This is a genomic window from Roseimicrobium sp. ORNL1 (genome assembly GCF_011044495.1).
GTDB lineage: Bacteria > Verrucomicrobiota > Verrucomicrobiia > Verrucomicrobiales > Verrucomicrobiaceae > Roseimicrobium.
The window spans coordinates 2,603,634-2,629,817 of record NZ_CP049143.1; the positions used below are offsets into that span (position 1 = coordinate 2,603,634).

Annotated in this window: 31 protein-coding genes; 30 read left to right on the forward strand and 1 reads right to left on the reverse strand. The window is 59.2% G+C overall.

Features of this window, described 5'->3' with window-relative positions; translation table 11 throughout:
• Window positions 1-215 precede the first annotated feature (215 nt).
• The 17 genes from G5S37_RS10525 (at window position 216) to G5S37_RS10605 (ending at window position 14,374) form a co-directional block, all read left to right on the forward strand.
• Window positions 216-659 carry a hypothetical protein gene (locus G5S37_RS10525; RefSeq protein ID WP_165203492.1) on the forward strand — a complete coding sequence of 148 codons (444 nt, stop codon included), beginning with the start codon at window positions 216-218 and terminating at the stop codon, window positions 657-659.
• 1,022 nt (window positions 660-1,681) lie between these two features.
• Window positions 1,682-2,428: a hypothetical protein gene (locus G5S37_RS10530; protein ID WP_165203494.1), complete on the forward strand. Its 747-nt coding sequence runs from the start codon at window positions 1,682-1,684 to the stop codon at window positions 2,426-2,428.
• 404 nt (window positions 2,429-2,832) lie between these two features.
• Complete coding sequence (locus G5S37_RS10535; RefSeq protein ID WP_165203496.1) at window positions 2,833-4,425, forward strand: hypothetical protein; 1,593 nt, start codon at window positions 2,833-2,835, stop codon at window positions 4,423-4,425.
• 414 nt (window positions 4,426-4,839) lie between these two features.
• A complete protein-coding gene (locus G5S37_RS10540; RefSeq protein WP_165203498.1) occupies window positions 4,840-5,421 on the forward strand; it encodes a hypothetical protein in 582 nt (193 codons plus the stop codon).
• 139 nt (window positions 5,422-5,560) lie between these two features.
• The gene (locus tag G5S37_RS10545) at window positions 5,561-6,097 is read left to right on the forward strand and encodes a hypothetical protein (protein WP_165203500.1); all 537 of its coding nucleotides are present in this window, start codon (window positions 5,561-5,563) and stop codon (window positions 6,095-6,097) included.
• Between the two features lie 580 nt (window positions 6,098-6,677).
• On the forward strand, window positions 6,678-7,226 hold the full coding sequence (locus G5S37_RS10550) for a hypothetical protein (RefSeq protein ID WP_165203502.1): 549 nt from the start codon (window positions 6,678-6,680) through the stop codon (window positions 7,224-7,226).
• 60 nt (window positions 7,227-7,286) lie between these two features.
• On the forward strand, window positions 7,287-7,814 hold the full coding sequence (locus G5S37_RS10555; protein WP_165203504.1) for a hypothetical protein: 528 nt from the start codon (window positions 7,287-7,289) through the stop codon (window positions 7,812-7,814).
• 87 nt (window positions 7,815-7,901) lie between these two features.
• The gene (locus G5S37_RS10560) at window positions 7,902-8,492 is read left to right on the forward strand and encodes a hypothetical protein (RefSeq protein ID WP_165203506.1); all 591 of its coding nucleotides are present in this window, start codon (window positions 7,902-7,904) and stop codon (window positions 8,490-8,492) included.
• A 47-nt stretch (window positions 8,493-8,539) separates the two neighbouring features.
• Window positions 8,540-9,094: a hypothetical protein gene (locus G5S37_RS10565; protein ID WP_165203508.1), complete on the forward strand. Its 555-nt coding sequence runs from the start codon at window positions 8,540-8,542 to the stop codon at window positions 9,092-9,094.
• Between the two features lie 77 nt (window positions 9,095-9,171).
• Window positions 9,172-9,792, forward strand: coding sequence for a hypothetical protein (locus G5S37_RS10570; protein WP_165203510.1), 621 nt, complete (start codon window positions 9,172-9,174; stop codon window positions 9,790-9,792).
• A 135-nt stretch (window positions 9,793-9,927) separates the two neighbouring features.
• Window positions 9,928-10,533, forward strand: a complete 606-nt coding sequence (locus G5S37_RS10575; protein WP_165203512.1) for a hypothetical protein — start codon at window positions 9,928-9,930, stop codon at window positions 10,531-10,533.
• Window positions 10,534-10,588: 55 nt separating this feature from the next.
• Entirely contained in the window at window positions 10,589-11,140 is a 552-nt protein-coding gene (locus tag G5S37_RS10580) for a hypothetical protein (RefSeq protein ID WP_165203514.1), read from the forward strand.
• A 233-nt stretch (window positions 11,141-11,373) separates the two neighbouring features.
• Entirely contained in the window at window positions 11,374-11,775 is a 402-nt protein-coding gene (locus tag G5S37_RS10585; RefSeq protein ID WP_165203516.1) for a hypothetical protein, read from the forward strand.
• Between the two features lie 75 nt (window positions 11,776-11,850).
• Window positions 11,851-12,348, forward strand: a complete 498-nt coding sequence (locus tag G5S37_RS10590) for a hypothetical protein (RefSeq protein ID WP_165203518.1) — start codon at window positions 11,851-11,853, stop codon at window positions 12,346-12,348.
• A gap of 429 nt (window positions 12,349-12,777) precedes the next feature.
• Entirely contained in the window at window positions 12,778-12,990 is a 213-nt protein-coding gene (locus tag G5S37_RS10595; protein WP_165203520.1) for a hypothetical protein, read from the forward strand.
• Window positions 12,991-13,134: 144 nt separating this feature from the next.
• On the forward strand, window positions 13,135-13,719 hold the full coding sequence (locus tag G5S37_RS10600) for a hypothetical protein (protein ID WP_165203522.1): 585 nt from the start codon (window positions 13,135-13,137) through the stop codon (window positions 13,717-13,719).
• Window positions 13,720-13,816: 97 nt separating this feature from the next.
• A complete protein-coding gene (locus tag G5S37_RS10605) occupies window positions 13,817-14,374 on the forward strand; it encodes a hypothetical protein (protein ID WP_165203524.1) in 558 nt (185 codons plus the stop codon).
• Window positions 14,375-14,667: 293 nt separating this feature from the next.
• On the opposite strand, the gene G5S37_RS10610 is transcribed toward G5S37_RS10605, so the two are convergent.
• The gene (locus G5S37_RS10610) at window positions 14,668-15,864 is read right to left on the reverse strand and encodes a hypothetical protein (protein WP_165203526.1); all 1,197 of its coding nucleotides are present in this window, start codon (window positions 15,862-15,864) and stop codon (window positions 14,668-14,670) included.
• A gap of 371 nt (window positions 15,865-16,235) precedes the next feature.
• Here G5S37_RS10610 and G5S37_RS10615 point away from each other — a divergent pair, with 371 nt between their 5' ends.
• From G5S37_RS10615 to G5S37_RS10675, 13 genes are all read left to right on the forward strand, one after another.
• The gene (locus tag G5S37_RS10615; protein ID WP_165203528.1) at window positions 16,236-16,745 is read left to right on the forward strand and encodes a hypothetical protein; all 510 of its coding nucleotides are present in this window, start codon (window positions 16,236-16,238) and stop codon (window positions 16,743-16,745) included.
• Between the two features lie 76 nt (window positions 16,746-16,821).
• Complete coding sequence (locus G5S37_RS10620) at window positions 16,822-17,331, forward strand: hypothetical protein (protein ID WP_165203530.1); 510 nt, start codon at window positions 16,822-16,824, stop codon at window positions 17,329-17,331.
• A gap of 76 nt (window positions 17,332-17,407) precedes the next feature.
• Window positions 17,408-17,983 carry a hypothetical protein gene (locus G5S37_RS10625; RefSeq protein ID WP_165203532.1) on the forward strand — a complete coding sequence of 192 codons (576 nt, stop codon included), beginning with the start codon at window positions 17,408-17,410 and terminating at the stop codon, window positions 17,981-17,983.
• Window positions 17,984-18,035: 52 nt separating this feature from the next.
• Entirely contained in the window at window positions 18,036-18,560 is a 525-nt protein-coding gene (locus G5S37_RS10630; protein ID WP_165203534.1) for a hypothetical protein, read from the forward strand.
• Window positions 18,561-18,676: 116 nt separating this feature from the next.
• Window positions 18,677-19,240, forward strand: coding sequence for a hypothetical protein (locus tag G5S37_RS10635; RefSeq protein WP_165203536.1), 564 nt, complete (start codon window positions 18,677-18,679; stop codon window positions 19,238-19,240).
• Between the two features lie 56 nt (window positions 19,241-19,296).
• Window positions 19,297-19,851, forward strand: a complete 555-nt coding sequence (locus G5S37_RS10640) for a hypothetical protein (RefSeq protein ID WP_165203537.1) — start codon at window positions 19,297-19,299, stop codon at window positions 19,849-19,851.
• Between the two features lie 919 nt (window positions 19,852-20,770).
• Window positions 20,771-21,073, forward strand: coding sequence for a hypothetical protein (locus tag G5S37_RS10645; RefSeq protein WP_165203539.1), 303 nt, complete (start codon window positions 20,771-20,773; stop codon window positions 21,071-21,073).
• Window positions 21,074-21,179: 106 nt separating this feature from the next.
• Window positions 21,180-21,767, forward strand: coding sequence for a hypothetical protein (locus G5S37_RS10650; RefSeq protein WP_165203541.1), 588 nt, complete (start codon window positions 21,180-21,182; stop codon window positions 21,765-21,767).
• A gap of 150 nt (window positions 21,768-21,917) precedes the next feature.
• Window positions 21,918-22,481, forward strand: coding sequence for a hypothetical protein (locus G5S37_RS10655; RefSeq protein WP_165203543.1), 564 nt, complete (start codon window positions 21,918-21,920; stop codon window positions 22,479-22,481).
• Window positions 22,482-22,853: 372 nt separating this feature from the next.
• A complete protein-coding gene (locus G5S37_RS10660) occupies window positions 22,854-23,396 on the forward strand; it encodes a hypothetical protein (RefSeq protein ID WP_165203545.1) in 543 nt (180 codons plus the stop codon).
• 146 nt (window positions 23,397-23,542) lie between these two features.
• Entirely contained in the window at window positions 23,543-24,223 is a 681-nt protein-coding gene (locus G5S37_RS10665) for a hypothetical protein (protein WP_165203547.1), read from the forward strand.
• A gap of 574 nt (window positions 24,224-24,797) precedes the next feature.
• Window positions 24,798-25,349: a hypothetical protein gene (locus G5S37_RS10670; RefSeq protein WP_165203549.1), complete on the forward strand. Its 552-nt coding sequence runs from the start codon at window positions 24,798-24,800 to the stop codon at window positions 25,347-25,349.
• A gap of 272 nt (window positions 25,350-25,621) precedes the next feature.
• Complete coding sequence (locus G5S37_RS10675) at window positions 25,622-26,170, forward strand: hypothetical protein (RefSeq protein WP_165203550.1); 549 nt, start codon at window positions 25,622-25,624, stop codon at window positions 26,168-26,170.
• Window positions 26,171-26,184 lie beyond the last annotated feature (14 nt).

Sequence of the window (26,184 nt, forward strand, 5' to 3'; positions counted from 1 at the left end):
ATCAGGCTCCTTCTACTCGGCTGCTTGTTGCTCGGCGTTGGGCTGGCGTTTCGCTCCATCTACGTCTCGCAAGACCGACCGCTCAAGCGAGAGCTTGCTTTGAGTATCGGCGTGGACGGTGTGAACTATCCTGTAACCTTCTACCGCACCTTTGCGAACCCCCCGGTCATTGGAGAAATCGTGGAGCACTCACCCCGTGAGCACGGGGAACGGCCTTGATCGAGTGGAAACCCGGCACACGTCTGATGCATGTAGAAGGCAAAGGCTTTGCCGTCATTCTCAATCGTAGGCAATTGGACGCACTTCGCGAATGCGCGGTGCAGATTCAAATGAAGCGTGTGCCATCATCAAAGCCCGATTTTCACATCCCAGAATCAACGGGTAAGCGATGGTTCCGGGTCAGCCTGAGAGACCCGGGACAGAAATCACGTGTTCTCTCCTGGAGGTATAGTCGATACGAAGCATCCAGTGTTGAAAAGTCAGTTCCAGAAAGTTTGAAAGATTGGCTGGAGGTCACTTTTCCACAGCGTGCACCCTCCATCACCTTTTGTTTTCCAGCCCTGGATATCGAGCTTCGGCGGGATGAGTTCAACGCGTGTGCGGGAATGGATGTGGACATTGATATCCTGATCGACCAGACCCATGAGCCAAAGCAATAGCGGAACAACAGATGTAGTGCGGCTTGTAGAATAGGCTGCCCAATACCGTCGCAGTCTTCCTGTTCTGTCCGAGGCATGAGACACAATTGCCTTTGTTTACACGGTGAAACCAAGGCGCACGAAGCGCACATCTGCCATGGTCTTTCATGTTCATCCATGTGAGGAGAAGTCGTGACCTCGCATGGCGGAAGGACGCACTCCCAAGGAGCGGCGTGCTTTAGCCGCCGTGGGAGCGTGAAAGGCATGGCCTGCGCCGCACCGCGCACCATCATGTGACAAGACTCTTTTGGCTGCTGAAAGGGATGTTCACGGTCACTCGGTGTTGCAGACGGGGCGACGCTTCAACGGCGGCTAAAGCACGCCGCTCCTTGGGGTGGCATCCTCGTCTGTTGTGGCAAGGCGATCGAGGCCCCATGCTCGAAGACCATGGATGCTCTCTCAACCCATGCATCAATGTGGGTAAGAGATAGGGCACGGGTCCCCTGAGGCCGCGACACCGCTTTGAACGGAGACCTACAGTCCCCGCCTTCCCCCAAAGCACTCGCGGAATCCATCATCTCCAACGTCCCAATCAGAATCCACTTTTGGCACATTCCATAACCCGGTGGGAAGCCGCTGCGTCAGCCTCCCACGGATACTTGCTGAACAAACGGACGATTCCCTGATCGGTGATTCGGACTGAACTGCGAAGTTGCAGTCTGAAGGACTGCCGGAACCCAGCTCAGGGTTAGGGAGCTTCTAGCGACCGACACCCTGGGTGATGTGAAAAAAGTTGTCGGACTCTGAAGGTGTCCAGGAGAGCTTCGCCACGTCATTCCGGGAATTCCCCGCATAGGAGTCCACCCACTCTGACGCTTCCGTCCAATAGAAACGTCCGCAGAACATTCCCACCCAGTCATTAAATTCTGCGTCCTACGTGTCCTATGTGTCCTATGCTCCCCCAGCCAACCCTCCAACCCCCCCCGCCGACCCCGAACACCTCACATTGACACCCCATATGCCAGAATGTACTTTCTGGCACCATGGATTCTATCAGCGAAAGTCTCGCATCCCCAGGCACCTCCGGCTCACCCATCCCGGAACTCTCCGCCCTCGCCCCCACCCACGAAGCCTTCGCCCAGGCCATCTCCCTCGGCGAGGAACCCGCAGCCGCCTGCCAGCGCCTCTTCCGCGGCAAGACTGCCGCCACCGCAGGGAAAAAGGCCGCCGCGCTTCTCGCAGACCCCGCCATCGCCGCACGCATTGCCGGGCTGCAGCGTCAGGCCGACCACATCGCCCGCCATCACGCGCACTTCACCAAGGCCGACCTCATCACCTTCCTCGTCGAGACCATCCAGACGCCCGTCAGCAGCGTCGACCAGCACCACCGCCAGTGCCAGGAGTGGACCCGCGACGAACTCACCACCTCCGGCCGCAGGGCAAACGCCACATCCCAGCAGAAAACACAATCGCCAACTTCAAAGAAGTCCACCGCCACCAAGGCATCCTCTAGAGCCGCGAAAGCAAACGACACCAGCAATGGGGCAGGGGAGGGACTCGGCACCATCACCCAGGAAGCAGGCACAGGCACAGGCACAGGCGCTGAAACCGACACCGCACCCGCACCCCCCATCCTCCTCCGCAGCAAAACCAAAGTCCCCAGCAAACTCGACGCCGCAAAACTCCTCGCCACCCTCTGCGGCTGGCACGCCCCCGCTAAACTCGAAAGCAACGTCGCCCTTGGCCTCGCACCCACCGTGGAAGAAGCCCTCACCCGACTGCTGCGCTAGTCCACCGGTGCGACGGTGAGCAGTGCGACGGTAAGCAGTAAGCAGTAAGCAGTAAGCAGTAAGCAGTAAGCAGTAAGCAGTAAGCAGTAAGCCGCCGCCATACACGGAACGCCTCACTCAACCTTCGCTGCTCCGCTGCTTTGCGACGAAACCCACCAGCGCACTACCTCCCATGCGCCCAAGTCCCTCCCACGAGCCACCCTCCGCGCCCTCTGCCTCCTCCCGCGTCGAGACACATCACCTCCCATCACACCGCATACCACCAAACCCAACCCCTCCAATCCTCTGCGTCCTTTGCCCCTCATGCCCCTTTGCGGTTAACCCGAATCCACCCCTGACCCACCACCTCCCACAATCCAATTCCTCAGGCTATCAACTATCAACCCTCAACTATCAACTTACCGATGCTCACCGATAAACTCACCACCCTCCTCTCCGACAAAGCCTGGCGTCTACGCCACCTCTACCTCATCCTCCCCGAGGACACGAGCACCGCACAGGAAAACACCGGCATCATCCCCCTCGTCCTCCGAGCCGAGCAGGAAACCTTCATGCAGGCACGCCACACGCGGAACTTCGTCCCCAAGGCGCGCAAATTGGGCATGTCCACCTTCATCGTCATCGACTACCTCGACGAATGCCTCTGGAATAAAGATACCCACTGCGCCCACGTCGACTTCCGCAAGGACGACGCCGCCAAAAAGCTCGCCATCGCCCGACTCGCCTGGGAGCGCGGCCCCGAGCACCCCAATCCCGCCATCGCCGAAATCTGGCGCGGCCTCCACGCCAAGCTCAAACTCGTAAAGTCCAACGACTCCTGCCTCGCCTGGAGCAACGGCTCCCATCAAGAAGCCAACATGTCCTTCATGGGCGGCACCCCGCGCCGCCTCCACATCTCCGAATACGGACCCCTCGCCGCCCAGCGACCCGAAGCCGCCGCCCGCGTCCGCCAGGGCTCCTTCAATGCCGTCCCCGCCACCGGCATCATCGATATCGAGACCACCATGGAAGGCGGCCCCATAGGCGAGTGTTATGAAATCTTCCGCCTCGCGTGCGATGCCACCGGCCGCCAGCTCTCACCCCTCGACTGGAAGCTCCACTTCTTCCCCTGGTACCACCATCCCTCCTACACCCTCCCACACCACACCCCGCGCAAGCCCGAGACCGAGCGTTATTTCCGCGAGCTGAAATCAAAGCACAACATCACCATCCCATTGGAGCGACAGGCCTGGTACGAGCGCAAAGCCGCCGAGCAGCGCGAGAGCATGTACACCCAGTTCCCCTCCACCGCAGACGAGTGCGTGAAGGCCACCACGCGCGATCCCATCTACCCCGAGATCACCCTCCTGCGCACCCAGGGCCGGGTAAAAGACTTCAGCCACGAGCGCAGCCTCCCGTTATTCACCGCCTGGGACCTCGGCATCAGCGACTACACCTCCGGCTGGCTCATCCAGCCCTCCGGTCGCGACCTCCTCATCCTCGCCTGGCATGAAGGCGAAGGCCACGGCGCCGCGAATGTCGCCGACGTCATCCGCAACTGGGAATCCCAGTTCAGCCGCCGCATCGCCATGCATTATCTCCCGCACGATGCGAATATCCGCGAGAAAGGTTCCGGCCGCACGTATATCGACCAGCTCGCCGCTGCCGGCATCTCCCGCCACAGCATCCGCATCGTCCCCCGCACCCCCGATATCTGGACCGGCATCAATGACGTGCGCGATATCCTCCCCAAGTGCTGGTTCCACACCCGCACTGACCAACCTCGCAAGAGCCTCGAAGGCCGCGACCTCCCCTCCGGCCTCCAGTGCCTCGAAGCCTATCGCAAGCAGCCACCCACCCCCGGCGGCGCCCTTCGCCCCATGCCCCTCCACGACGCCTGCTCCCACAGCGCCGATGCCTTCCGCACCTTCGCCGAAGCCCACGCCGCCGGCCTCATCACCACCCACACCGGCCACGAACCCAAGCCCAAAGTCCTCATGGGCGTCCGCGGCGCATAACGGAAACGTCGAGCCTAAGCGCAGAAGGCTGCTCCAGAAGCCTTTCAGTCGTGAACCTCACTCCGAATGCAAAATGAAAAGTGAGAAATGAAAAATGCAAAGTTACGCGTGCACCTCCGCATCGTGTCGAAGTGCGCCCGCATAAAAATCTGTGATGGGGATAAGCAAGGCAATCGCTCATCGCACACCGACCCATCATACCAGGTCGCTATGCGTCTTGGAGTGCGGTTGCACAGGCCTCCCTTGAGGCCGCGACACCGCTTTGAACGAAGGAACTTCATCCCGATGTCCCGGAGCACCCCAGCGAAGTCCAGCACTCCAAGCTTCCCACCACCACCACCACTTTGCATTTTTCATTCATCACTTTTCATTTTGCATTCCCTTCGTCACAATCACCTCTGCTCCTCACCCCCCATGTCCCGCCACACCAGGTTCATCGCCCTCGCCATCTTCGCGCTACTGCTCGGCATTCCCCTCGGTTATCTCGTGCTCGCCTGGCACCCGGCAGCACCGCTCACGTTCCATCTGGAACGCGGCGAGCCCACGGTGCGGAATGTGAAACTTCTAGGCAGCTACCGCGCACGCTGGGTCAGGGTTGAAAACTCCAGCTTCACGCCCATCGAATTTCGCGGCGCCACCCTCCTGCTCAAGTCTGGACCGATGACTTCTTGGGATGCGCCACCCGGCCTTATCTTGCTTGTGCATGGCGCCCTGATCACTCCAATTCCGCGCACATTCCCGCCCCCGCTGGTTGTTCCTGCACGCGGACGTATCGTGGCAGATGCCATGCTGGCTCCGCCGCTGGTGGAGGAGCTTCCGAAGGACAACGTTTGCGTCCTCTATCAATGGCAGTCCCTGCCTCGCTCGAAAGCATCCTCGATGGCGAAATGGCTGCAGGACCACGGACCAGCCTGGGCCGGGAAGTACATCCCTCGATTCGAACCATGGGAAGAGTACACCCCCCTGGAAGGAGCACTGCCACCTGAGGGGAATTGACGATCCATCCATCCTTCGGACCGCCCAGAGGGCCTTCATCCACCCGCACTCCGAGTCGCCACCCACTCACCCTGACGTTCCACCCAAACAAGACTTCAGATTTGAACTCTCAATTTTCAAATTTCAAATCCTCACCCCCATGTCCCGCCGCATAAAGCTCATCATCCTCGCCATCTTCCTCGTGCTGCTCGCCATTCCAACGGTACACTTCTACCTTCACTGGCGGCCCAGGAACCCTCTTCACTTTCAGTTGGTAAATGTTGAGCCACCAGTCGCCGGAGATCCCAGGTACGCGCGCACAGCCCGAATCGTGGTCCACAACACCTGCGGCACCCCGATTCACCTCGAGTTTTCAGAGGTCACCAACTCCGATGCACGCGGGTACGGATACGGGCAGATCTATCCTGAGCTCCGGGTCGGGCCCCATTTGGAAGATACCATCGTCCCCTCGCACGGCAGCGTTGCAATGACCTCCACATGGTTCCTGGGGGTACCAGGCAACACTCCTCCTGCTGATGACTTGAAGGTGAAGTACACGTGGAACTCTGACCTCAAGTGGCGGACCAGACGCCTCTACCAGCAGCTCTTCGATCTAGCCCCCAATTTTTTCGCGGGGAAACTCCCTGCAATCGTGACCGACCTCGACACCACGCCACTGCAAGGAGCAGTAAAATGAGCGGCCGGGTGACGTGATCTCCTGTGCCCGACGTTCCGCCCATCTCACAGCACATCTGAATTCCTTCGTTCGTGCGCACTCAATCAAGGAAGAACACCCCGTGAGAAAGCGCAGGACCTCGCCTCATGAATGAACGTCAGGTCAATAAATAGCCGATGGTGTCAGCAGGGAAATGACGCATAACATACCAACTCATCACCCCAGGTCGCTATGCGTCTTGGAGTGCGGTGGCACAGGCCTCCCTTGAGGCCGCGACACCGCTTTCAGAGGGGTAGCACCTTCGGAGTTGGAGCGTCACATCTCTCCATGATCCTCAACCCCTCCGCCAAAAGCGGTTTCGCGCTTGAGCGCTTGCCACCGCACTCCAAGACGCAAAGCGCTTCTTCCCCGTGCCCGATGAAAGCGAGCCGAGGTCAGCGTTCGACACGCCCGCATCACCCCCACTTTGCATTTTTCATTCATCACTTTCCATTTTGCATTCCCTTCTTCACAATCACCACGGCCTGTCTCCGATAGTCTCCCCATTCACTCTATTTCTCGGCCCTGATTTGAAGGCCTAAATCATAGATCATAAATCGCGATGTCCCGCCGCACGAAGGTCATTCTCCTACTGGTCTCCCTTGCGCTGGTGAGCCTCACCGCAGTGAACCTCGGTCTCGTCTGGGCTCCGGAGAATCCATTGCGCTTCCGCATCATCGCCCCGCCACCAGAGAAACTGGAGAGAGCATTCCACGACGGCACGGCACACGTCAGCGGCTACCAGGTGGAAGTGGAGAATACCACAGGTGCCACCATACGCCTGCTGAGAGCGGAACTGTTCGGGCCGGAGGAGTCTGATGGCAGTCGGGTCCAATTCAGCAACGTGCAGACCGCGTCAGCTGCCGCGGAACAGGACCTGGTCATCCCCCCACATGGCTCTCGTCGCCTTGAGCTCTCCATGTTCGAGGCCACGTATGTCGCGGAACTTGCCCGGTCAGAAATGACCTGCACCTTCCTCTCCCGGTCCAAGGAGAACTACATGAATCTCCTCGACTATGTGGACCGCAAATGGCCATCCCTTTCCCTCTCCATGCGCTTCTACCCACTTCTGGATGGGAATTCCGTGCCAGTCCAGATGAGCGAGCAGTAGATCCTCCCTCGGATGGGTCCGTGCGTACTCCTCCAATCTCAGATCATAAATAGCCTCCCCATGTCCCGCCGCACGAAGCTCATCATCACCACTCTCTTCCTCGTGTTGCTTGCCATTCCCGCGGTGCATTTCTATTTCCATTGGCGACCAGAGAATCCATTGCGCTTCCAGATCGGCAACGCTGGAGCGGGCTTTCCTCTGAATCCACATGACCTAAGAGTGCCTGTCATCGTCCGCAACTCCAGTGCCACGCCCATCCATCTCCAGTTCGCTATCATCGCGACGAAGAAGAAGGAGCAGGTTGGCGCCATCCTGCCTCCAGTGTGGCTCGGGTCCAAGACGTACGACGAAGTCGTCCCTCCCTACGGTACCTTGGAAATGTATTGCTCGGAGAGGAACTTTATCGCTGACGCGCGCGCTCCCGGGTATCTGCAGGTAGCGTACATCTGGGATTCTAACCTCAGGTACCGGGCGAAGTCCCTGTATGGAGACCTTGGCTATCGCATCTCTCAGTGGCTGTCCCTCGACCTCCCTTACATCTCTCCTGAAAGCGACACCGCACCGCTGGAAATCGACACGGGAAAGTGAACTTGCTCCATCATCCCCGTCCCCTTCCTCCCCGCACCTTGATTTGAAATCCCCAATCACAAATCAAAAAATCATAAATAGCTCCCCATGTCCCGCCGCACGAAGCTCATCATCGCCGCGCTCTTCCTCGTGCTGCTCGCCGTTCCCGCAGCCTACGTCGCACTCACCTGGCATCCCGCATTCCCGCTGCGCTTCCATCTTGAAAGCATCGACTCGGAACCGTTGGAAGAAGACCCTCGCTATCGGGGGCTGCGCGTGCGTGTTGAAAACACCAGCCCGATCCCGGTGCATATTTGCGGAGGTATGCTGTATACGAACTTTGGAATACCTGTCTTTGGCGGTCCTGAAGGGCTCCTTCTGCCACTCGAGTTTAGAGACGGCATTCCATCGAGGAACCCTGATGAGCCGGTGATCGTTCCCGCACACGGAGAACTCCACATTCGCGGTGCCCTGGGCGCCAAACTGACGCAGATCCCGCAGGGAGGGGAAATTTCCGTGCAATGCACGTGGGAAACCGCAACACGTGCCGGGGCTGGACGTGCGGTGAATTGGATCAGATACAGCTGTCCGCAATGGGAGACAGGGCGGCTTCCCATGATAGAGCCCCTGAGAACGACAGTGCCGCTGGAGACCAAAGGTCACGCACCAGCACCACCGCAAGAACCATCCGCACCCTGATTTGAAATCCCCAATCACAAATCAAAAATCATAAATAGCGCTTCCCCATGTCCCACCGCACAAAGCTCATCATCGCCGCGATTTTCCTCGTGCTGATCGCCATCCCGGCGGCATACGTCATACGCACCTGGCATCCTACCAATCCGCTTCGATTTCGGTTTTCCGAGGTCCACCCTGAGGCGGACCTCAAAAAGGGCATTCGCAAGATCACTGTCACCGTGGAAAATGCCAGCGATGCTCCCGTCCAGCTCTACGGTGCGAGTATCGAAGTTCCCAACAGCAAGGGCAGGGCGCCTGAGCGGGCCGGCTTCTGCGGTCCCTGGAGTCATAGCTCGATTGGTGGCGCGAGTAGACCTGTCAGGTTCGTGGTGGTCCCGGCCCGGGGTACCACCCGCATCACCGCTGAGCTCCGTACTGAATATATGACGGATGGCAAAAGCGGCCGCCTTCAGGTGACCTATCATTGGATGTCAGTGACGAAGTCCAAAAGTGCCGGACTGTTTAAATGGATCCACGGAGGCAGCCCGCAATGGTTGCGCAGCCTCAGCCCTGATTTCAAGATCAAGCCTGATATTGCTCCCCTGGAAGGAGTCGCAGAGTAGTCGCCGGCCCGCATCAACTCCCAAGGTCTCCCAGCTCTCCCTTTCAAATCATCAATCAAAAATCATAAATAGTCCTCATGTCCCGCCGCACGAAGCTCCTCATCACCCTGCTCTTCCTCGTGCTGCTCGCCATCCCCGCGGTGTACGTCGCCCTCACCTGGAGTCCCGTGAACCCCCTGCGCATCCGCATCGCACCCGCCGCAGGGAGGGCTCCACTGCCCATCGAGCCCTTAGGCTACTACGTGCTGCCCATTGAGGTGGAGAATACAAGCTCCACCACCGTGCATCTGATGCATGTGTCACCTAGCATCAGTCCTCCATCCAGTACGTCACGCGGAGATTCTGCGGTGGAATTACCCTTTCTTCTAAACCACATTAGGAGCTTCAGCATCGTCATCCCACCACACAGCACTGTCCCCGCGCATCTGACTATCTATCGCAAGGACCTCGCCATTGCGGAGCTGAACGGCTCCCTCTGGGCTAAATATGGGTGGGTCTCCATAAGGAAGGCCACCACCATGAGATTCATGGAGTGGATTGGCTCCTTCCCGCCTGGCTCGTGGTGTGAGCCTGTGCCACATCCCCGACCTGACTATGACTCCGTACCCGTGGAGTTTCCCAAAGGCACCGCCGCCTCTTTTGGCATCTCTCTGGAACCCACGTCTGGCTTTGAAGGCAGGGGCCCTCTCTCCAGATAAAGATAAGGTCTGGCACCGGCACTCATCCCATTTTGCATTTTTCATGCATCACTTTTCACTTTGCATTTCTACGGCCCGCACCAGCGCATTGATTTGAAATCTCCAATCTCAAATCATCAATCATAAATAGCCCCGATGTCCCGCCGCACGAAGCTCATCATCCTCGCGCTCTTCCTCGTGTTGCTCGCCATCCCCGCGGCATACGTCGCCCTCACCTGGCATCCACAGAATCCCCTCCACTTCCACCTGGAGCGCATCCATCAGGCCTCGGAGCTGGACCACAAGGGCGGCCGCAGGCTCCGCATCAGAGTTGAAAATTCCAGTCACGCGGAAATCCACCTCTTCAAGGTCCTCATGGAAGAGCAGGGGAACAGTCCGGACTGGGTGGACCATTCTGGGTTTATCAACGCAGAATCTCAGCGCGAGCAGGGGATTCAAGTGCAGGAGCATGCCATCATCATCCCTCCCCGGAGCACCATCCACCTCACCGGATATCTTCGTCCTGAGCTGCTGTCCTCCGCACAGCAGGGCCGCATCGCTGCCCACTACTACTGGAATTCCCAAATCATCCGAAAGTCGGAGCGGGGAATGCGTTGGTTCAATCAACACAGTCCACGGATGCTGCGGAATCTCATCTTCCTGCCTGAGTACCTCGTGGATGAGGCTCCACTGGAATCCGCCCCAGGTGTGGAGATTCCCCCAACTCCACCACCACCCGCCACCACTCCCACCCGTGAGTGATTTGAAATCTCCAATCATAAATCATAAATCATAAATCATAAATAGCGTCCCTCCAATGTCCCGCCGCACGAAGCTCATCATCCTCGCAGTCTTCCTCGTGCTGCTCGCCATCCCCGCGGCATACGTCGCGCTCACCTGGAGTCCGAAGGATCCCTTGCGCGTCCGTTTGATCAGTATGGATATGCCGGGGGAGCAGGATCCATTCAAACAAATGACCATGCGCATGGAGTTGGAAAATACCAGTACGGTCCCCATTTTCGTTGGCGATGTGGTATTCCGCGCCCGGCGGAAAACCGGCGTCAATGGCGATCCTATGTTCCAGAGAATCTACCTTTTCTCACCGGACGGTTCGTCGAACTGGTTCCACACCATCGCACCGCGCAGCACGCAACTTTTCTCTGCAGATGTCACCGGGTACGACCAGGCGACGGTGGACATGGACAGCGCCGAGATGGTGTACCTTTACGAAAGTGATACGGAACATCGCATCAATGAACTCTGGAGTCGCGGCATCGAGCGCGTCCCTTATTGGATCACAAAACACTTGCCCGAGCCATTGAGCGACAGTGACCAGGCTGCGGCATCCATCGAGCCCCCACCTCACTAGAAGAGGCGAAGCGTTCCTGGCAATAGCTGTAGATAGTATCGTGCCAATCTTCTCCCCCCATGTCCCGCCGCGCAAAGCTCATCCTCCTCGCGCTCTTCCTCGTGCTGCTCGCCATCCCGGTGACATATATCGCCCTCACCTGGCATCCGAACCTAGCGGTCGAGTAGCATCAGAGGGATGAACACTTTGCATTTTTCATTCATCACTTTTCACTTTGCATTCCCCTTCGCGAAATGAGCTCTACCGTCCTCTCCCAAGCCCTCGCCCTCTACGACAGGGCAGGGGAGACCCAGACCGGGACCCCAACACAATCCCGCACCTTCGAGGAGGACCTCGCCGCCTTCATCCACACCGGCCGCGTCTACATCACGCCCACCTGCGTCCTCTTCGCCAAAGCCGTCCCATCTCACCGCGAGTACCACGAGCCCTGGGACACCTGGGAGCCGCATGAGTGCGATGCCTGGCTCGTCTGGCTCGCCGCCGGAGACCTCGCCGAGTTTTTCCAATACGTGCCCTACGAGCTCCCGTGGCTCGTCTGGGCCCGCCGCGACCGCCTGCGTAAGTGGCCCTACGACCTCGCCCGCCGCCACATCCTGCAGGAGCACGCAACCGCCGCACTCGAAACTCCCTCCTAAGAGTTATCCTTCCCCACGCGTCTCCATTTTTGAGATCTCAAATTTGAACTCTCAAAGCTCAAATCATCAATATCGATGTCCCGCCGCACCAAGCTCATCCTCCTGGGCATCTTTCTCGTCCTGCTCGCCATCCCGGTCTGGCATGTGGCCAGCAACTGGAATTCTCCGAACCCGCTGCGATTCCGTCTGGTGAGCCGGGAGAAAGATGGCAAGTATAGCGAGCGGGTGGTGATTGAGGCGCGCAATACCAGCACCTCGGCGAGGTGCATCCAGTCCGTCGTGTTGCAGCGCGTCCAGGAGCCTTACCCGCCGTTTCTGGGGGTCATCGAGCTCGGCCCGGTGATACCTGCCGGCGGCACCTTGCGCGGCAGCACCTCGGTGCCCTTGTCAAACAGGGCATCCACCGAACCTGAGGCCTTGGAAGTCACCTATTTCCAGGCATCCATCGCGCGTCGCAAGATGCTTCAGTGGTATGGATCGATTTTGACGCGTCTCCCCAAATTCCAACATAAGCCTCTCTTGAGGCCGTCCATCTACGTGGAGTCAGAAGTGACCCTGGAGTCATCTCGCTGATATCTCATCGCATCTCATCGATGGCATAGCGCGCGAAGCGCAGGGCCATCAGGCCAGGAAACCACAGGTGATCGTATCAGGGAGCTGGCACCGTGCAGCACCACTCAGTGCACCAGATCGCTTTGCGTCTTGGAGTGCGGTGGCACGGGCCTCCCTGGAGGCCACGACACCGCTTTGAACGGAGGAGTCTTGTCCTGATGTCCTGGAGAACGTCACCGGAATCCAGTATTCAAAGCCCGCGTCAAAGAGGGACCCTGGGAACTTGAAGTGACGTACCGCACATCACTCCCCTAATTAGAGCATTTTCATTAAAACTATAGCCATAAGTGAGGCGAATAAGGGCGTACTCGTCCCGGAGGGACGCTGGATGGTAGTCGGTGGTGGAGGCCTGTAATCAGGCCGGGAACCACCGGATCATGGAGGAAAAAGATGCTCCGTCCCGGATGGGACGGCGGAAGAGGTGGCGATCGTCTTTTCCTCGTGCCAGGAGACTGTGGTGCTCTTCCGGCGTCCCATCCGGGACGCAAGAGCGTTTGGTACGTGGATCCGGTGGTTGCGGTCGCTGAGGCTCCCTACACCACCGGCTACCATCCGGCGTCCCTCCGGGACGAGCTGCCAAAGCTCAATTTGAACTGGCTATAGCGTTATTTAAAATCTCTAGGGCCGCCCCGAGGGCCTTCGTCCACCTTCACCACGAGTGGCCACCCATTCACCCTGACGTTCCACCTCAGTCTGATTTGAGATTTGAGATTTGAAATTTGGAATCTCAAATCATAGATATCCCCCATGTCCCGCCTCACGAAGGTCACGCTCCTCCTGGTCAGCCTCCCCCTGGTTTCCCTTGCGGCGGTGGTGCTCCTCCTCACCTGGTCGCCGGCGGATCCTCTACGCTTCCGCCTTCTCCACGTACCCGTGCATGTGAATGCTTCCACGGTCAGTGACACCTACACATCCATCCCTCCCTTTGAGATGGAACTGCGAAACACCAGTTCCTTTCCCATCGCGCTCCAAGACATCAACTTCGAAGACCGGGGGCGCGCCGCATATCAGGGTGCGTTCATCTACGCGAGGCCCCCAGATATGGAAGAGAAAGTCTTGAGCTACGCCCAAGTCACCATTGCAGGTCACGAGACCCTTCGCATCTCGTATGATCCTGGTCCCTTCGCCGTGCCGGCGATGGTCGCGGATAAGCCAGACATCCGCTACCGCTGGAAACTCAGCATCCTCGACAAGCTGGAGAGCGGCTTGAAGGATGGCCTGAGGAAATACGGTCCCGAAGCATGGTCCGGACTTCTCCCTGGTATCGAGTTAACCACCACCCTGGCGCCACTCGACGTCTCCGCCTTCAAGCCCACCCCGGCTACTCCTTGAAACACCACGGCATCCCATGATTTGAAATCTCAAATCATAAATCATAAATCATAAATTGCCTCCGCGTCTCCCCATCTCCGTCCCTTCCTAGCTCCCCATGTCCCGCCGCACGAAGCTCGTCCTCCTCGGCATCTTCCTCGTGCTGCTGGCCATCCCAGCCGTTTATTTCGTGCTCAACTGGCAACCGGAGAAACCGTTGCGTTTTCGTCTGGTGAGCGGCGCGGACGCAGGGACCGGTCTTCCGGAGGGCAACCGTCTCGTCTTCGAAATTGAAAACACCAGCGCCGTACCTGTCTACCTCGAGGGGATACGGCTGGTGCAGGGCGGGGACGAAGCAAATCGGCACAGTCGACTGGGCAGCTTCTCGTCGCGGATGAGTTCCAGCAACCCGACCAAGATTCCCGCGCATGGCGCCGTGCCACTGAAGGGGGAGGTAGTATATATTCAAGAATCCAGGAAGGTTCCCATGGAACGCTTCTGGATTGAATATCGGTGGACTTCTCAACCCAAGTTCCTGGTTGCAACCCCGCTTAAGCGGCTCCGCCTTCATCTTCCCACATCCATCGCGTCACAGATGCCGGCCGTCAGTGCAAGCGTCGATGTCACCCCACTCGAAGTCTCCGGCCTCACGTCACAAGCGCCCTCATCTCCCTGACCATGCCAGCACGATCCAAAGCCTTCCAGGCCTAGGTGTGTTGGAAGGTGCAGTTTACAGGATAGCCCCGAGGGCCTTCGTCCACCCACACCGCGAGTCGCCACCCGCTCACTCTGGCGCTCCACCCCTTTCCTCCTCGTACTCGTCATGGACTTCCCTTGCTTGCACGCTCGCACGCCGCACCGCAAGATGCAGAGAGGCACCGTGCTTTGGAACGAGCCTCCCCTGGAAGAACTCAATGCTGATGCTGATATCCCCTCGCTCCCGGCCCGCGACTGGCCCTTCTCCTGGATTCACTTCTTCTTCTGCTGCTCCGCTGCCGCGGCCGTGTCCTTCAACAAGTGGTGCTCGGTGACGGGGACGTGATTGATGATGGGGGCGAAGGAAGTGCTTCCGATCTTCGTCTCAAAAGACATCACACCATCCTTCACCACGTGGGTGAGCTGCTTCGACTCACCCTTGAGGTAGGGGAACTTGAGCCGTACTTCCCGGGTGATGCAGGGCTCCAGCAGGTAGTTGGGCACGGTGCGCTCTCCCAGCGTTTCGTTCAGCACGTCCCGCACGTCCTGCAGATGAGCCTGGACGGTGGCGGGTGGTCCGGGCGCCACGGTGATGACGAGGGCGCCATCCGTGCGCGTCTCGTACTTCGCCACGCTGCGTTCATGGGCGCGAAACTTGGTGAGCAGGGAATTCATGCCGATGTGCAGTGTCTTCGACTGCTCCGGAGTGAGCAGGGAATTCGGAAGGGGAGGCAGGGCGAACCCGTCGAGAATGAAGCCCCAGTCCCAGTTCCAGCGGTACCGCTGCACGACTGAGACGGGCATGCGCTGGGATTGGCCGAGGGTGTAGAGGTTTGCCGGGTCGATGGGAGCGGGGTTGTCCTTCGGGGCGGGGCGCGTCTCCTGTTTTGCGATGTCCCTGAGCTGCGCCGCGAGGCTGTGCGAATTGACTCCCTGGTAGTGAAGGTGCATGCGACTGCTCCCGGGGCGCATCTGCACAGGCGTGATCGCGCCCTCGTCCTGCACGAGGATGGAGGACATGTTCAGCAGGTCGCGCACCTCGATCATGCAGAGCACGTCAAAGAGCTCGCGCTGCGGCGGCGTGAGGAAGGCCTCCGCGCGCGAGCGGAGGGTGGCGAGAATCTCCGCGTGCTGCTTGGGGTGGATGCGGAGCTCCCACTTGTAGCCGGGCTCGGTGGGATCCACGGAGTAGCAGCGCTGTGCCCAGTCGCGGAGATAGCCCTCCAGCATGCTGTGCATGACCCAGGCGACCTGGGCATCCACGCCCAGCAGGCGGCGTATCTCGTTAGGGCCGTGAGGCCAACATGGCTCCCCATTGAGCACGTCGGTGCGGATGTTGCGAAGCTGGAAGGCCTCGATGATCGTGGCCGGCACTTCAATCCAGGGCTCTGCCTCCGTCGCTGCGGTCTTGCCTGCAGCAGCGTTGCTGTCCGCTTGCGCCATGGCACCTCCCTCCAGCGTAAATGCCATGCCGAGGCACAGGCACAAGCCAAAGCAAAAGGGGAGGGCCACTAACCCTCTGAATATAGGCAGACGTGACGGCAGTGGAGAGGAGTGCATCAGATTGATGGAGAACTGAGGAGGGTGCGACGGAAGCAGGAGCAGCGACAGTGGCGAGGCGTCGCAGGCTGCGAGCCGCTCATCATACGACCTTGCGCGCGCGCTGTGGAAGAAGTTTTTACGAAGGCACTCACATGCCGGTGATGCGTGGAACCCTGCCTCCCGCAATCATGCGCCGCATCGTGATGCTCCCGTGCCGGGCTGAACTTCTCCTTGCGGCTTTTGCTCGCGTGAAGTCTTTCGTGTATGGAGTTTCGCGCCTGATTACGATAGCATTCCCCATGTCCCGCCGCATCAAGTTCATCCTCCTCAGCATCTTCCTTCTGCTGCTGGCCATCCCAGCTTGGCACGTGGGGAGCAACTGGAATCCTCCGAACCCGCTGCGTTTTCGTCTCGTGAGCCGGGAGAATGTGCGGGAGATAGATGGCCGCGTGATGGAGCGGGTGGAAGTGGAAGTGCTCAATACCAGCACCTCGCCGAGGTATATCCAGGCCACCATGTTGAAGCGTGTCCATGAGTCTTACGACCCATTTCTGACCGTGTTCGACAGCGGCACAGTGATACCCGCCGGCGGTACCTTGCGTGGCGGCGCCTCGCTGCCGCTGGCGCAGGGGGACTCCACCGAACCTGCCCCCTTGGAAATTGCCTGCTACCAGGCATCCATCGCGCGTCACCGGCTGCTTCCGTGGTACCTCTGGCTTTGGACGCGCCTTCCCGAATTCCTGAAGTTGCATCTCTGGGTGCCGGACATATACGTCGTATCAAAAATGCCCTTGGAATCATCTTTCTGATATCTCATCTTCCCTAGCACCTCCCACGTCCCGGTCCTGACATCACAAATCACCAGTCAAAAATCATAAATAACGGATGTCCCGCCGCACGAAGCTCATCCTCGTTGGCATCTTCCTCGTGCTGCTGGCCATCCCAGCTTGGCACGTGGGGAGCAACTGGAATCCTGCGAACCCGATCCGATTCCGTCTTGTGAGTCGGGAGACCCTGCAGGAGATAGATGGCCGCTTGATGGAGCGGGTGGAAGTGGAAGTGCTCAATACCAGCACCTCGCCGAGGTATATCCAGACCACCATGCTGAAGCGCGTCAAAGAGCACTATGACCCGTTTTTGAATGTCCTCAATAGAGGTACGGTGATACCTGCCGGCGGCACCTTGCGCGGCGGCGCCTCGCTGCCGGCGGCAAAGGAGGACTCCACCGAACCTGCCGCCTTGGTCGTCTTCTATACCCAGGCATCCACCACGCGTCACCGGGTGTTTTCGTGGTACTACTGGCTTTTGGGACATCTTCCCGCATCCCTGCAGGAGCGTCTCTGGACTCCTGCCATCTACGTTCTATCAGAAACGACCCTTGAATCCTCTCCCTGATATCTCATCTTCCCCAGCACCTCCCACGTCCCGGTCCTGACATCACAAATCCCCAATCAAAAATCATCAATAACGGATGTCCCGCCGCACGAAGCTCATCATCACCGCACTCTTCCTCGTGCTGCTGGTCATTCCCGTGGTGTACGTCATCCTCTCATGGAATCCGCACGAGCCCTGGCGCGCCCGACTCGTGGCAGTGCAGGACCATCAAGGAGGAGAAAAGAAGGAAGTCGTGATCGAAGTTGAGAATATCTCCTCTGTGCCGTTATGCATTTATATTGCCACGTTGGATGGTCCTGGTGTCCCTCCCGAGCAGTCCTTTCCTCTCCTCCTTGAGCCATTGGGGCCGACCGCACCCAGTCCTCCAGAATTGGGCGGTCAGTATTCTTTGCACGTCCCTCCTCGGGAGGTACAGCGCCTCCATGTCTCCGTGTCGATGGCCGACTTGGAGACGGTGCCTGCGAGTGCACGGTCCGTGGACCTCCTCTGGGCATCAGGCACAAAGCACCGCACCATCGCCGGCCTCTTGTGGCTGCAGCGCCATCTACCCAGTAGCAGCGAGGACTACGTGCCTTTCCCTTCGCTGGGCGGATCCACCTTGGCTCTCGATATCGGGGAATCCGCTTCTCAGACACTGGTTCATCATAAATAGCCCACTTTGTGCCTTTGTGCCTGTTGCCTCCCTCCCTCCCTCCGTCCTCCCCATGTCCCGCCGCACAAAGCTCATCCTCCTCGGCATCTTCCTTCTGCTGCTCGCCATTCCGGTGTGGCACGTGGGGAGCAACTGGAATCCTCCGAGCCCGCTGCGCTTTCGTCTCGTGAGCCGGGACACCCCGTCGGAGATCGACGGTATTTGGAGCGAATGGGTGGAAGTTGAAGCGTTCAATACCAGCTCCGCTCCGAGATATATCGAGATGGTGACGTTGAAGCGTGTCAAAGGTCCTGACAACTCGTTCGACCCGTTTGTGCCGAGTATCATCTCCAGCGGCACGGTGATACCTGCGGGCGGCACCGTGCGCGGTGGCGGCTCACTGTCGGTGTCAAAGGAAGGCTCCACCGAACCTGATACTTTGGAAATTGTCTATTTCCAGGCATCCACCGTCCGTCATCAGGCGCTAGAGGGGTACTATTCGTTTTTGGCACGCCTGCCTGAACCTCTCCAGGAGCTTCTCTCGTGGTCCTCCGTCTGCACCGAGTCCAAAGCGCCCCTTGAGGAATCACCTCCCTGAGATCTCAGCGCATCTCATCTCATCTGCCCCAGCACTTCCCTCCGGGCAGAGGAGTACCACCTCCCGCGTCCCGGTCCTGACATCACCAATCACCAATCAAAAATCATCGATAACTGATGTCCCGCCGCACGAAGCTCATCATCACCGCCCTCTTCCTCGTGCTGCTCGCCATCCCTGTGGTGTATGCCGTCCTCACGTGGCGCCCACAGAATCCCCTGCGCTTTCGCCAGTTGGGTGAGAGCGTCCTGAGGGATGAGACTGGAAAGGTATACTATAGTAGGAAGCTTCTGGAGGTGCGGAACATCAGCGTCGCCCCCGTGCTGTGCCTGTCGGGCACATATTCCTGGGAGTCGCCGGAAGGGGAGGGGACATTCTTTGCCTCATGGAGTCTGGGCGGAAGCACCATCGAGGAGCGTTTCATCCCACCTGGTGGCGCCATCCAGATAGAGTTGGACCCTCCAAACCTCATGCCCGCAGAGTACAGCAAGCATCGGCAAGCAGGAGAGCAGCGCTCCGGGGAGGGGAGAGTCCATTACCGGTGGGGCTCCCGCGTGCAAGCATCGACTTCAAGTGCGTGTCTCTGGATTAGCGAGAAGCTTCCGGAAAGCATGTGGAACCTTGTGCCCCATCTGGATCCGTTCGAAGACGAAATCGATATGGATCTCTCGCCGCCACCCTAAGCAAGTCACCCTGCCGCCTGCCAACCGTATTCCAAATCCTAAATCATCAATAGCGCATGTCCCGCCGCGCGAAGTTCCTGCTCCTGACGCCGCTCTTCCTCCTGCTGGGCATCGTGGTGGTATACGTCTTCGTAAGCTGGCATCCCGCGAACCCGCTCCGCTTCCGGGTGGTGGATGCGTCACTGCCCTCGCTCTGGCAGTATCACGAGGATACACAGATCACCGTCGCCGTGGAGAACGTGACCTCCACGCCCATCTACCTGCGATACCTCACCCTGCCGAGTCCCCCGTGGGTGCCCGGCACGAGGAAGGTGTGCGGCTCCGTCGTCTCCAGAGAGCAGCATCGCCATCGTGTCGGAGCGCAGGGGAATTACCTCTTGGTGCCCGCGCACAGCACCATTCATGTAGCCGGCCTTGTCATGAATGAACGGCTTGAGGATGCCAGAGCCGGTCGATTGCGCGCCAGCTACACGTGGATGTCCCGTCTCAAATACCGTTGCAGCACCTTCTCGGAATGGTGTGGGCGCCGGGTACCTCAGAAGCTGTCCCGCTACCTGCCCCGGCCCTCCCACGGTGTGGATGAGTGCCCACTCGAAGCCACAGTACCCTGAGCGCGGGTTCATGTAGGGGTGTTTGGCTAACACAGAGATGAAGCAAAGCAGAACGTCTCGTGATGGGAGTGCCCCTGGCGGCGGGGACATGACTCTGCAACGAGCCACCTTGCGCGAAGCGCCTTGGAGTGCGTGTGCGAAGCACCGCTTTGGTGGGAAGCTTTGAGGTGCGGAGCTTCCTGCAGGCAGGCTTGCGTTGGGTGGTTCCGCATCACGAGAACGTATCGACCCGCCGCCGCCGCTTGGGGTCATGGATAGATCCTGCGTCATCCACCTCGCGGTATTTCCTCCCAAAGCGGTGCTTCGCACGCGCACTCCAAGGCGCTACGCGCAAGGTGGAGCCCGTTCATGAACGCTCCTGGCCGTTCGTGTCGGACACGTCACGAGACGTTTCGATAGCGTTCTGTTAGCACCCCAGCGCGTATTCGTTTCGGCGGTGACAAGCAACCTTGCAGGTGTTAGATCCCGCCCATGGGTGCAAATCGTTCCGGCAGGTCTCAGATGTTGGTGTGGATATTCGTGCTCGTGCCCGTGTTGTATATCTCAAGCGTCCCCTTCGTGAGGTTTGCCGCACTCCAGCCAGAGTGGAGAACCTACCCTCCCGGGAAAACCGGAGGGCCGGTCAGCGCATGGCATTATCGAGGGGCTGCACCACCTTGGGTCAAGGTCTACACCGCGCCTTACGAATTGTTCAGGCTCATACCCCCGCTCGACCGTCCGCTGTACGCTTATCAAAGCTGGTGCTGGGATCTCCTGGGACGCTGAGCAAGCGCTCCACTCAACATACGGCACCTCCACCCTTTCCCCGGGGCATGACAGGCAAGCCATGAACCAGCCGCAGTGCTCACGTGCGGGACGTGCTGCCATTTGAATCGATCCGCCCGGTGACAAGCAACCGTCTGGGTGTAAACTCACGCCCATGCGTGCAGGACGTTTAGGCAAGCCCCATCTGTTGGTGGGGGCTCTTGTACTCTTTGTGGTGATTCCCGTGCTCTATTTTTTGAGCGTCCCACCCCTGAAGTTTGCCGTGGTCAAACCAGAGCGGGTAATCCTTCCTTTCAAAAATACCGGGAAGACCGTGAGAGCATGGCATTATCGGGGAACGGAACCAGATTGGCTCAAAGCCTATGCCACGCCTTATGATTGGCTGAAGATCCGGCCCCCGCTTGGCCGTGTGCTGTACGCCTACCATAACTGGTGGTGGAAGACGCTGGCACGTTGAGCAACAATCGGCTCCACTCAATCCACCCTGTGCCTTCACCCATCTCACGGAGCAACCGAATCCACTCTGTGCCTGTTGCCTGTCACCACCCTCGTCCCTCCTCCCCATGTTTCCTCGCATCCGGCACTTGCTCCTCGTTCTCTTCCTGGGGTTGTTATTTATTCCCCTGGCGTATGTGGCGCTCACGTGGAGCCCTCCGAATCCCCTCCGCTTCCGCGTGGCCGGCTATGGCTATGAAGCGCCGTCTCGTGAGGGGCAGTTTCGCGTCTCTGGAAAGCTGAACATGATCGTGGAGAACACGAGCAGCGCCCCTGTGAAGCTCTTCTTCGCTGTCTTGACGGAGCCGGGCAACCCAGCCAGGGGCATCGTCGACCCCTTTGGCCCTCATTGGACTGTAGCCATGCCCCACCATCCCACCAGCATGATCATCCCTCCGCACACCTCCCTTCCGTGCTTTAGCATCGTGCCCGAGGACGACTATCCGGCATCTGCCCTTGAGAAAATCGAACTGTCCTATCACTGGATATCTACTACTCGAGCCAAGGTGAGTGAGGTCCGCGAATGGTTGTTCTTCCATGCCCCTGCATTCGTGAGGCCCCATATCACAATGGACTGGCCCTCGAGCAATGTAGACACCACCCCACTGCAGCCCGCGCTTCCCGGCCAGAGCCAACCTCAGAGCCGTGGCGGCTGATATCTTGCCTGGAGTCATCTGGTTCGTTGGGCAACATTCGCCTCAGCTCAATCCACCTTGTGACGCACCCATCTCATAGAGAGAAAGAAAAGAACCCACTCTGTGCCTTTTCCTGTTGCCTCTCTCCCTTCCTCCGTTCGTTCTCAGCCCATGTCTCGCCGCGTAAAGCTCATCATCACCGCGCTCTTCCTCGTGCTGCTGGCCATCCCCACAGTGTATGTCATCCTCACCTGGAGCCCTCCGAATCCCCTCCGCTTCCGCTTGGTCGGCTATGAAGATCCGTCTCGTAAGGGGCAGTTTCGCGACTCTGGAAAGCTGAACATGATTGTGGAGAATACCAGCAGCGTCCCTGTGTATGTCGTATGGGCAACCATGAAGAGGGCGGGCAACCCAGATAGCGTGGCCGACCCCTTTAGCCAACTTAGGGAAGTATACGGACCCGATGACAGCGACAGCATGATCATCCCTCCCCACACCTCCCTCCCATGCTTTTGCCCCGTGCTCCAGGACGAGTATCCGGCATCCGCCTTTGAGAATATCGAACTGTTCTACGGCTGGATGTCTGCCAATCGAGTCAAGGCAAGTCAGGCTCGCATTTGGTTGTTTTTACGTGTCCCTGAATTCGTGAGGCCCTGCATCCCGATAAACTGGCCCACGCACGACCAGGATACTACTCCACTCCTGCCTGCCCTCTCCGCTCGCAGCTCCCCCTGAGTCGTCCCGGGAGATGAATCACGCTTGTTTCACGGAGTCGTCCCCGCCATGCACCACCTTGCGCGAAGCGCCTTGGAGTGCGGTGCGAAGCACCGCTTTGGCGTGTGAGGTTGCGAGCATGGTGACGCTGGCTTTATCGCAAAGCCCAGAGCGGGGCAGCACGGTGCACGACTTGAAGGTGATGCCAATTTCGTGGCGTGGTCACCATCATGCTCCGCACTTCGAGCTCCCCACCAAGGGGGTGCTTCGCACACGCACTCCAGGGCGCTTCGCGCAAGGTGGCACGTGCAGGGGCAGAACTCATCTCCGTGAAAAGCTCGCTGATTTCTTGCATGGAGCCTGCACCTGCCCTCCTTTCCTCCCTCCTCACACATGTCTCGCCGCATAAAGATCATCATCACCGCCCTCTTCCTGGTGCTGCTCGCCATTCCGGCGGTGCATATCACCCTCACGTGGCGACCGGAGAATCCGCTGCGCTTTCATGTGGTGGGTGAGCGCATCGAGCAGATGCAACACTACAAAGAGAAGATTCGAGTCCTCACCCTCGAAGTGGAGAACACCGCCGCCACCAGCATCGTGCTGGGCTACGGCTACGTGGAGCCCGCGGGCGAGCAGGATAGGCCGAGAATGCTGGGCATGCTCGGTTGCTTGATCAACGCAAAGGGAAGATACGATCTCCCCGTGACCGTCGGCGCCCGGCAGACTGTTCCTTGCGAGCTGATGTTTGAAGAAGACGTGCCTCACGATACCCCGCTGAAAGACGTGGTGGTGGGCTACAGCTGGCGCTCTACCTCCTTGAAGCGGGTGCAGGATTTCTCACGATGGCTGCATGAGCACCTGCCAGAAAGCATCCACAGGCACGTACCGTTTCCCCGGACACCGATGGATGTGCAGCCGCTTCGTCCGCGCTCATGACACCAGGCACACGTCCCATCGAGCAAGGGGGAGGGCAGTGGCCGGTGAGAGCAGCCCCGGCCTTTTGCTGAATCTTTCTTTTGTTGCAAGGTTCCAGTGAATCAGGTTGTAATGGGCCCACGAGGTACGTGCCCCTCATCCCAGCCATGAATGCCCACTCCTCCTCCACCGCCGCTTCACGCCGCGCGAGCCAGCCTTCCTTCCGCTTCAGTGGCTACCTCTTATCTTCCATCGCCCGGCAGACACCGCTCCTGTCCCGCCGTACGAAGGTGATCCTGCTCGCCCTGGTGGGCATCCCGCTGTTGTACACCGTGCTCACCTGGGCTCCGCGCGAGCCGCTCCGCTTCCGCGTGGCCGGGCAGCACACACCCACCAGCGGCAATGCATACACCTCTGTCGGCGTGGTGATTGAAAACACGAGCGCCACACCCGTGTGCCTGTTCAAGGCAGACCTGACTGCGGCACAGGCGTCGGATAACGGAGCAAGTCCCGAGCCCCTGCCCGCGACCACGGATGCAACCGCCCGCGTCGGTCTCTTCCATCCCATGGAGCACCCGCACAGGCAAATGTCTGACAAGCGCTCCATGGTCATCATCCCAGGCCACAGCACTCTCGAAGTCGCCGCCCTCGTCGAGCATGCCAACGTCGATGCCGCGAAGACCGGCCAACTTCACTTCCAGTATGAGTGGATGTCCGACACCCGCCGCCGCGCCTCCACCGCCCTGCACTGGCTCCGCGCGCACGTGCCCCAGTCCTTCCAGTCCAAGATTCCCGTCCTCACGGATAATCAAAACTCCTGCCCCCTGCAAGCAGCAGCGGGGTCGTGAGCGGTGAAACACAGGTGCACATGCATGGCTCGTGAGATCGCACTCGCGCACACGCAGTGCGCGTCCAATGGAAGTCACCACCTTGCGCGAAGCGCCTTGGAGTGCGTGTGCGAAGCACCGCTTTGGGAGGAGACGTCACGAGGTGGATGACGCAGGATCGATCCATGACTCCAATCGGAGGTCGCGGGTCGCTGCGTTCTCGTGATGCAACCTCACCCAGCGTGAGACTGCCTGCCCGAAGCTCCGCGCCAGAAAGTTTCCCACCAAAGCGGTGCTTCGCACACGCACTCCAAGGCGCTTCGCGCAAGCTGGTACCTGCATAGGAAACATTTCGTGCAACGCACTGGACGCGTCACGAGACGTGCAAACAAATCTTCCGTGCAGCGCCCTGATCTGACGCACGTGCTGCTCCTCGCGGGAGCCGCTTCGGCATGGCTCTCCCGGTGCGGAGGCACGCGGCGATGCCAGCGTCTCCCTTGCCACTCTTATCTTCCGGCACACTCCGGAAGATACCCGTAGATTTTTGGGGCGATATAAATCATAAATCATAAGGCATTAATCACAAACTCCCCCCATGCCCCGCCGCATCAAGCTCATCCTCCTGGGCGTTGTCCTCTTCCTGCTCGCCATCCCCATCTGGCATGTGGGCAGCAACTGGGCTCCAGCGGAACCTCTTCGCTTCCGGCTCATCAACCGCGAGAAACACGCCGAGTCGACCTGGCAGGCGACGGGCCATCGCATTGAAAAGGTGGAAATCGAAGTGCGCAATACCAGCACCGCGCCCAGGGCCATGCAGAGCGCGTACCTCCGCTGGTTCTCAAGGAAGAACCATGTGATCTTACCCTACCACTCGCTCCTGGACCCCTTCGCTCAGGTCCCCGTCATCCCACCTGGCGGCACCTGGTGCGGGACTTGCGAGCTCTTCCTGCCCTTGTCGGAGTCTGAAAGTGAAAATAACGACCCCGGTTATGTTCAGGTCGACTACACACATGCCTCCACGTTCCGGAGGCGGGTGTTCACGTGGTACTACTCACTCTGCGTTCGCTACTTTCCGCAGTCTCCGCGATTGCGCGCCTCGGTGAGCGAGTACACCTCGTCCACCGCCACCCTGGAGAACTTCCCCTGAGCCACCCACAGACTGCGCTCCCCCCCAATTTGCATTTTTCATTTCTCACTTCTTATTTTTCATTTCCCTTCGTCATAAGCACGCATGCGTACACGCATAAGCACCTCCCACTCTGGGGGAATCACGCGAGAATGATGCGCGCATGACATGGAGGCACTGCCAGGGGACAAGGAGATGCCTCCTTGCCACGCCACCGATGCGGCTTTTTCGTCTGGGAGAAACGACTTGCTTCCAAACTCGCACGCATACGTCTATTCTGACACCTTTCCCCCATGCCCCGCCGCATCAAGCTCATCTTCCTGGGCGTTGTCCTCTTCCTGCTCGCCATCCCCATCTGGCATGTGGGCAGCAACTGGGCGCCGGTGAATCCCCTGCGCTTCCGGGTCATCAACCGCGAGAAATACTCCGAATCGACCTGGCAGGCGATGGGCCATCGCACTGAAAAGGTGGAAATCGAAGTGCGCAATACCAGCACCGCGCCCAGAGTTCTGGAGAGCGCGATGCTCAGCTGGATGTCAGGGAAGAAAAAGGTGTTCGATCCCTTCAACGGCTTCGACGTCCTCGTTGAGAACCCCTTTGCTCAGGGCCCCGTCATCCCTCCCGGCGGTGCCTGGCGCGGGACCTGCAAACTCTTCCTGCCCTTGTCGGAGTCTGAACTTGAAAACAAGCTCGGCCACGTGCAAGTCGACTACTTCCATGCCTCCACGTTCCGGCATCGGGTGTTCAAGTGGTACCAGTCACTCTCCCTTCGCTACTTCCCGGAGTCTCCGCGATGGAGCGGGGACACCTGGTCCACCGCCACCCTGGAGAACTTCCCCTGAGGCACCCACGAACT

Bases quoted from the DNA above. Each gene is read 5' to 3' on its own strand.
- G5S37_RS10615 (WP_165203528.1), top strand. From the start codon at position 16,236: ATGTCCCGCCGCATCAAGTTCATCCTCCTCAGCATCTTCCTTCTGCTG.
- G5S37_RS10540 (WP_165203498.1), top strand. From the start codon at position 4,840: ATGTCCCGCCACACCAGGTTCATCGCCCTCGCCATCTTCGCGCTACTG.
- G5S37_RS10530 (WP_165203494.1), top strand. From the start codon at position 1,682: ATGGATTCTATCAGCGAAAGTCTCGCATCCCCAGGCACCTCCGGCTCA.
- G5S37_RS10550 (WP_165203502.1), top strand. From the start codon at position 6,678: ATGTCCCGCCGCACGAAGGTCATTCTCCTACTGGTCTCCCTTGCGCTG.
- G5S37_RS10650 (WP_165203541.1), top strand. From the start codon at position 21,180: ATGTTTCCTCGCATCCGGCACTTGCTCCTCGTTCTCTTCCTGGGGTTG.
- G5S37_RS10660 (WP_165203545.1), top strand. From the start codon at position 22,854: ATGTCTCGCCGCATAAAGATCATCATCACCGCCCTCTTCCTGGTGCTG.
- G5S37_RS10595 (WP_165203520.1), top strand. From the start codon at position 12,778: ATGCTCCGTCCCGGATGGGACGGCGGAAGAGGTGGCGATCGTCTTTTC.
- G5S37_RS10635 (WP_165203536.1), top strand. From the start codon at position 18,677: ATGTCCCGCCGCACGAAGCTCATCATCACCGCCCTCTTCCTCGTGCTG.
- G5S37_RS10625 (WP_165203532.1), top strand. From the start codon at position 17,408: ATGTCCCGCCGCACGAAGCTCATCATCACCGCACTCTTCCTCGTGCTG.
- G5S37_RS10545 (WP_165203500.1), top strand. From the start codon at position 5,561: ATGTCCCGCCGCATAAAGCTCATCATCCTCGCCATCTTCCTCGTGCTG.
- G5S37_RS10675 (WP_165203550.1), top strand. From the start codon at position 25,622: ATGCCCCGCCGCATCAAGCTCATCTTCCTGGGCGTTGTCCTCTTCCTG.
- G5S37_RS10570 (WP_165203510.1), top strand. From the start codon at position 9,172: ATGTCCCGCCGCACGAAGCTCCTCATCACCCTGCTCTTCCTCGTGCTG.
- G5S37_RS10645 (WP_165203539.1), top strand. From the start codon at position 20,771: ATGCGTGCAGGACGTTTAGGCAAGCCCCATCTGTTGGTGGGGGCTCTT.
- G5S37_RS10665 (WP_165203547.1), top strand. From the start codon at position 23,543: ATGAATGCCCACTCCTCCTCCACCGCCGCTTCACGCCGCGCGAGCCAG.
- G5S37_RS10670 (WP_165203549.1), top strand. From the start codon at position 24,798: ATGCCCCGCCGCATCAAGCTCATCCTCCTGGGCGTTGTCCTCTTCCTG.
- G5S37_RS10590 (WP_165203518.1), top strand. From the start codon at position 11,851: ATGTCCCGCCGCACCAAGCTCATCCTCCTGGGCATCTTTCTCGTCCTG.
- G5S37_RS10620 (WP_165203530.1), top strand. From the start codon at position 16,822: ATGTCCCGCCGCACGAAGCTCATCCTCGTTGGCATCTTCCTCGTGCTG.
- G5S37_RS10655 (WP_165203543.1), top strand. From the start codon at position 21,918: ATGTCTCGCCGCGTAAAGCTCATCATCACCGCGCTCTTCCTCGTGCTG.
- G5S37_RS10535 (WP_165203496.1), top strand. From the start codon at position 2,833: ATGCTCACCGATAAACTCACCACCCTCCTCTCCGACAAAGCCTGGCGT.
- G5S37_RS10555 (WP_165203504.1), top strand. From the start codon at position 7,287: ATGTCCCGCCGCACGAAGCTCATCATCACCACTCTCTTCCTCGTGTTG.
- G5S37_RS10630 (WP_165203534.1), top strand. From the start codon at position 18,036: ATGTCCCGCCGCACAAAGCTCATCCTCCTCGGCATCTTCCTTCTGCTG.
- G5S37_RS10560 (WP_165203506.1), top strand. From the start codon at position 7,902: ATGTCCCGCCGCACGAAGCTCATCATCGCCGCGCTCTTCCTCGTGCTG.
- G5S37_RS10565 (WP_165203508.1), top strand. From the start codon at position 8,540: ATGTCCCACCGCACAAAGCTCATCATCGCCGCGATTTTCCTCGTGCTG.
- G5S37_RS10640 (WP_165203537.1), top strand. From the start codon at position 19,297: ATGTCCCGCCGCGCGAAGTTCCTGCTCCTGACGCCGCTCTTCCTCCTG.
- G5S37_RS10580 (WP_165203514.1), top strand. From the start codon at position 10,589: ATGTCCCGCCGCACGAAGCTCATCATCCTCGCAGTCTTCCTCGTGCTG.
- G5S37_RS10585 (WP_165203516.1), top strand. From the start codon at position 11,374: ATGAGCTCTACCGTCCTCTCCCAAGCCCTCGCCCTCTACGACAGGGCA.
- G5S37_RS10605 (WP_165203524.1), top strand. From the start codon at position 13,817: ATGTCCCGCCGCACGAAGCTCGTCCTCCTCGGCATCTTCCTCGTGCTG.
- G5S37_RS10600 (WP_165203522.1), top strand. From the start codon at position 13,135: ATGTCCCGCCTCACGAAGGTCACGCTCCTCCTGGTCAGCCTCCCCCTG.
- G5S37_RS10610 (WP_165203526.1), bottom strand. From the start codon at position 15,864: ATGGCATTTACGCTGGAGGGAGGTGCCATGGCGCAAGCGGACAGCAAC.
- G5S37_RS10575 (WP_165203512.1), top strand. From the start codon at position 9,928: ATGTCCCGCCGCACGAAGCTCATCATCCTCGCGCTCTTCCTCGTGTTG.